Origin of the sequence: Actinoplanes aureus, assembly GCF_015704865.1 — a bacterium.
Classification (GTDB): domain Bacteria; phylum Actinomycetota; class Actinomycetes; order Mycobacteriales; family Micromonosporaceae; genus Actinoplanes; species Actinoplanes aureus.
The window spans coordinates 1-6,109 of the sequence record NZ_JADQTO010000073.1 but is presented as its reverse complement, the minus strand read 5'-3'; the positions used below and the strand labels follow the sequence as shown (position 1 = coordinate 6,109).

The window sequence follows — 6,109 nt, the reverse complement described above, 5'->3', positions numbered from 1 at the left end:
GACCCACATTGCCCAGCGCACCCGCCAACGACGAGAACAACACAAACCCATCCAGGTCCAGATCCGCCGTCGCCTCATCCAGCCACCGCGCCCCCGCCACCTTCGGACCACACACGGCCGCCACGTCCTCAGCCGACTTACCGGCGACCAACCCGTCACGCAGCACACCCGCCGCATGCACCACGACATCCAGCCGACCGAAACGCTCCCGAACAGCCGCCACCGCGGCGAACACATCGGAGCGCACCGACACATCAGCCCGCACGAACGCCACCGACGAGCCGAGCTCCGCCAGCCAGGCGTCGTCCGGCTGGGACCGGCCCGCCACCATCACGCGGGACCCACCGGCGACGAGGTGCTCGACCACCGACCGGCCCAGCCCTCCCCCTCCACCGGTCACCAGGTACACCCGTCCCTCGGGCAATGTCCCGCCGGCCGGCGGGTCGACCTCGCGCCAGCGCAAAACCTCACGCCGTACGCCGGTGTAGCGCACCTCCACGTCCTCGCCCTCACCGCTCAGCCGGCGCACGAGACCGGGGTCGGCGGCCGCCGCATCGTCGAGCCGTACCGCGGTGAGCGCCACGGCCGGGTGTTCCTGCCGGACCGTGCGGGCGAAGCCGGCCACCGCGGTCTCCTCGGGTGACGTGCCGGGATGTGCGTACACCACCGGCACGGGCGTCCGGGACCGTCCCCAGGCCCTCACGAGCGGGAGCAGCGAGTCGAGCGGTTCGCCGGGGCCACCGGCCAGGGACCACAGGTGCAGCACCGTCGCGGGTTCGACGCCCCGCGCGGCCAGGTCGTCCCGCAGCTGCCGGAAGTCGTCCACCGACCGTGGGTCCACCTCGTACTCCGCGCCCGCGACGACCTGGCGATACCGGTCGCCGGGCCGCACCAGCACGACTCCGGCACCGGACCGCCGGTGGTCGTGGTCGAGCAGCAGGATCGGCGCCGGACCCGGTGCTGGTTCGGGCGCCGGGACCCATTCGCCGGCGAAGAACAGGGCACCGGCCGGCACGGCGCGCAGGGCCAGGCCGCGGATCAGGACCCGGACGTCGCCCTGGTCATCGGTGACGCGGATGTCGTACCGCCGCTCCACGTCGGTTTCGCCGGCTCCGACGACGTGGGCGTACCCGGTTTCCGGGGTCGGACCCAGCAGGATCACCTCGGCGATCGCGTACGGCACGTACACCGGCGCGGCGCCCGGTGCGGGCGGCTGGTCCCCGGCCCCGGCCACGGCTTGCAGAGCGCCGTCGAGCAGCGCCGGATGCAGGTCGTACCCGGTGTCGGCACGCCGCTGCTCGGAGAGTTCCAGGCGGGCCAGCACCTCGCCCGGCCCGCACCAGAGCTCCCGCATCGTCTGGAAGGACGGGCCGTAGCGCAGCCCGGCCGCCTCGAACGCCGCGTAGTACGGCGCGCTGTCGTGGCGGCGCCGGCAGCGTGCGCGTACCTCCTCCAGATCGATCCGGTCCGGGACCGGCGCGGCGCCGGTCTCGGCGTCGAGGCGGCCGTGCGGCGTCGGTTCGCCGTCGCCGGTGCCCCATCGCAGGCGCAGGCGTCCATCGGCGGCGCGCACGGTGGTGTGCAGGGTGACCGGCGCACCGTCGACCTGCACCGGACGGGCGAGGACGACGTCGTGGAGGCGCCGCACCGGCGCGCCGGCGGCCGACTCAGCGGCACGCCGGGCGACCTCCAGCAGCGCGGCCGCCGGCAGGGTGGGCCGGCCGGCGACGACGTGGTCGGTGAGGGTGAACTCCTGGCCGGTCAGCTCGGTACGCGACGTCGTCTCCGCCGGACCGGCCTCCTCGAACCAGGAGCGCACCTCGGCGAAGGGACGCGACGTCGTCTCCGTCGACCCGGCCGCCTCGAACCAGCAGCGCACCTCGGCGAAGGGATAGGTGGGAAGCGTGATCCGGCGCGCCGGCCGGGACGGCCAGTCGACGTCGGCCCCGGACGCCCAGGCGCGGGCCATCCGGCCCGGCTCGTCCCCGGGTTCGGTGGTGTTCCGCTCGCCGTGGAAGAGCGTCACCCCGGCCGGGACGCCGTTCTCCCCGGCGGCGAAGCCGGTCAGCGCCTCGGTGAGCGCGGCCGGGTCGGCGGTGACCACCGCCAGCCGCTCGGCCATCGCCTCGCGTCCGGTCCGCAGCGTGTACGCCAGGTCGGCGAGCCGGATCGACGGGGCGCCGCCCGGACACCGCCCGGCCACCTCGCGGAGGGTGTCGGCGGGCCGGACCGCGCCGTCCCAGCCGTAACGGCCGCGCAGCTGTCCGGTGATCTCCGCCGAGTCCACCGGGTCGGCGCCGAGCTCACTGAGCGGCACGTCGTCCGGGACCTCGTCCGGCTCCAGGCCCAGCACCGCGGCGACCGCCGACCGTACCCCGTCGTCCGGAACCGGCGGCTCGGCCGCGGCGAGCCCTCGCAGATGATCGGCCAGGCGGCCGGCGTACGCCCGCAGTCGCTCCTCGGTGCGGGCCGACAGCACCACGACCTCCGGCCCGGGTGCCGGATTCGGTTCGTCCGGCACCGCCGGCGCCCACTCCTCGACGACGACGTGCGCGTTGGCGCCGCCCGCACCGAAGGACGAGACGCCGGCCCGGCGCGGTGTGCCCGGCGGCGGCTCCCACGGACACAGCGACCGTTGCAGCACGAACGGGGTGCCGGCGAGGTCGAAGCCCGGGTTGGGCGGGTCGCAGTGCAGGGTGGGCGCGAGGCTGCGGTGCCGCATCTGCAGGATCACCTTGGTGAGCCCGGCGATCCCGGCGGCCGCCTCCAGATGCCCGATCAACGACTTGGCCGAGCCGAGACCGCAGTAGCCGTGAGCGTCCGTGCCGCGGCGGAACGCGGTGGTCAGACCCGCCACCTCCAGCGGGTCGCCCAGCTCGGTGCCTGTTCCGTGCGCCTCCACGAACGTGACCGTGGCGGGATCGACGCCGCCGTCGCGCAGTGCGGCGCCGATGACGTCGGCCTGCACGTTCGGGTCGGGCACGGTGAATCCGCGGGTGGCACCCGCGTGGTTGACGGCGCTTCCCCGGATGACGGCGTGGATCCGGTCGCCGTCGCGGACGGCCGCGGCGAGCGGCTTGAGCAGTACCGCGCCGACGCCTTCGCCCGGCACGAACCCGTCGGCTCCGGCGCCGAAGCTGCGGCACCGCTCGGTGGGTGACAGCATGCGGGCCTGGCTGAGGGTGCTGAACCGGCTCGGGTGCAGGTACAGGTTCACGCCGCCGGCCAGCGCCATCTCGCACTCGCCGCGCCGGATGCTGGCGCAGGCCAGGTGGACCGCGGTCAGCGAGGCCGAGCAGGCCGTGTCGACCGGCATGCTCGGCCCGTGCAGGCCCAGGACGTACGAGACGCGGTTGGCGACCGACCACGGAGCGGTCTGCGGGTTGGCCGGGATTCCCCGGGCCCACCGGTCCGGGCCCCACAACAGGTACGTGTACGTGGTGACGCCGGCGAACACACCGACCCGCCCGCCGCGCTCCCTCAGCCGGTGCCGCGGATAGCCGGCGTCCTCGAAGGTGGCCCACGCGGTTTGCAGGAACAGCCGTTCCTGCGGGTCGATGTTCTCCGCCTCGCGCGGGGAGATGCCGAAGAAGAGCGGATCGAAGCGGTCGACGCCGTCGAGGAACGCGCCGGAGCGGCAGTAGGTGGTTCCGTACTCGGCCCGCGCCGGGTCGGGGTCGAAGTACCGGTCGACGTCCCAGCGCTGCTTCGGCACCTCGGTGACGCAGTCCCGGCCCTCCGCCAGATTGCGCCAGAACTCGTCCAGGTCGGCGGCCTGCGGGTAGCGGCCGCTCAGGCCGATGACCGCCACCGGCTCCTGATCCGCGGTGTCCGCGGATGCCGGGGTGTAGTTGAGCATCCCGGCCACCCGGTGCCCGTTCACACGCGGCTCCGGTTCCGCGGCCACCGGCGGGTCGGCCGGGCCGGTGAGCCGGTGGCCATGGGTCTCGGCCAGGCGGGCGGCCAGCGCGGCCGGCGTGCGGTGCTCGTAGAGCAGCGTGGTGGGCACCGCGCCGAGCCGCCGGGTCAGCTCGTCGCTGAATCGGCGGACCAGCAGCGAGTCGACGCCGAGATCGTTCAGTTCGGCGTCGGCCGGCAGGCTCTCGGGGGCCACCCGCAGCAGCCGGGCGAGCACGTCGCGGACCAGCGCCAGCATGTGGCCGGCCGGTGCGGAGGTGGTCGGCGCAGGCGCCGCCACAGGCCCGGGATCGACGTCCGTGGCCTGCACGGCGACCGCCTGACCAGGGCTGTCGTACATCAGCTCGGCATGCCAGCGCAGCGGCCGGGTGCCGTACAGGACCACCGCCTCACCGTGCCCGGCGGCCAGCACGTCGTCCCACACCCGCAGCCCCTCCGCGGTCGGCAGCGGGTGGCTGCCGAACCGTTCGCGGGCCCGCCGCGTGGCGCCCTCCGGCGCCGTCATGCCGCCGGACTCCCACAGCGGCCAGTGCAGGACCGCACTGCGGCCGGGGCCCTGCCGGTGGGCCAGGTATTCCGCCTGGTACGCGTTCGCGTACGCGTAGTCGGCCTGTCCGGCGTTGCCCAGCACACCGGCCAGCGAGGAGAACACCACGAAGAAGTCCAGTGGCTCGGTGGCGGTGACCCGGTCCAGCAGCACGGTGCCGGCCACTTTCGCGGCCGTGACCGCCCTCATCTCCGGTTCGGTCTTGTCCGGCAGCAGCCGGTCCCGGACCATCCCGGCGGCGTGCACCACGCCGTGCAGCGGGCCGAACCGTTCCCGGCCGGCCGCGACGAGCCGCCGCAGGTCCGCCTCGTCCGTCACGTCGGCCTGGACGTATGTCACGGCACGCCGGGCGCCGAGCCAGTCGCGCAACTCGGCGCCGGCCGGCGAGCGGCCGGCCAGCACGACCCGGGCTCCCTGGGCCAGCAGGTGGTCGGCGAAGGCGCGGCCGAGCCCTCCGGCACCGCCGGTGATCAGGTACGCCGCACCCGGACGCACGGCCGGGACGGGTTCGGACCCGGCTCCGGCCGGACGGAGCCGGCGGCGGTGGCGGACACCGTCCACGTACCGGATCTCCACGGTGTCCGGCGCGGCGAGTTCGTCCCGGCAGACGGCGGGCAGCCGGTCCGGCTTGATTCCGCCGGAGGGCGCGGCCAGTTCGAGCCGCCGGCCGGTGAAACGGCTGTCCTCCTGGGCAAGCGTGCGCAGCACCGCGGTGACCGCGGCCTCGTCCGGCCCGGTGGCGTGGATGTACAGCAGACGCAGGCGTTCCAGGGCGGTCACACCCAGAAGTGCGCGGAGCAGGCCGGCCAGCGGCAGCAGGACGTCGTCCACCGGATCGTCGGGTGCCGATGCCGGGTCCGACCCCCGGAGATGGACGACGTCGAGCCGGGCACCGAGCGAGCCCAGGTCGTCAGCGAGCCGGCGCAGGTGCCCGGGGTCACGCAGATCGGCCTCGATGAACCGGCCAGACCGCTGGTACCGCTCGCCCGGTGTCACGATCACGGCAGTCCGGAAGGCCTCGGCGAGCCGCTCGTCACCGGCGATCACCACCGTGGCGTCGGAAGCCTCGGCAGCGGCGGGGCGCGCGCTGGCCGGTTCCCAGACGCGCTGCATCAGCGTCGGGGCGGGCGGTTCCGCCTCGTCCACCTCGGCCGGCGGCGGGAGCGGGATGTCGGCACCCCAGTACCGCTCGCCGCTGAACGGGTAGGTGGGCAAAGGGACGCGCCGGTGACCGCCCTGGTCTGCGCCAGACCAGTCCAGCTTCGTGCCGGCGTCGTCCTCCAGCGGATCGCCGGCCGCGAAGGCGGCCAGGGCGGTCCGTGCCTCGTCGACATCCCGCGCCGTCACGGCCATCCGCTCGGGCATCGGCTCGCGCCCCACGCGCAGGGTGTACGCCACATCTTGGAGCGCCGGGCGTTCGGTGGCGAGGTGCTCGGCGAGCCGGCCCGCGGCGACCGTGAGTGCTTCGGGGGTTTTGGCGGAGAGGGTGATGACGTGGGGGCCGTTGGTGGTCGGTGGGGGTGTGGTGGGTGGGGGTTCTTCGAGGATGAGGTGGGCGTTGACGCCGCCGTAGCCGAAGCCGGAGATGGCGGCGCGGCGGGGTAGGGGCCGGCCGTCGGGTCCGGTGAGTGGGGTCCAGTCGCG

General features: G+C 74.8%; 1 protein-coding gene. It reads right to left on the bottom strand.

Annotation, left to right across the window (positions count from 1 at the left end; all coding sequences use genetic code 11):
- Nucleotides 1-6,109, bottom strand: a 6,109-nt coding sequence (locus I4J89_RS48850) for an SDR family NAD(P)-dependent oxidoreductase (RefSeq protein ID WP_196421067.1), incomplete at both ends; no start/stop codon positions are given.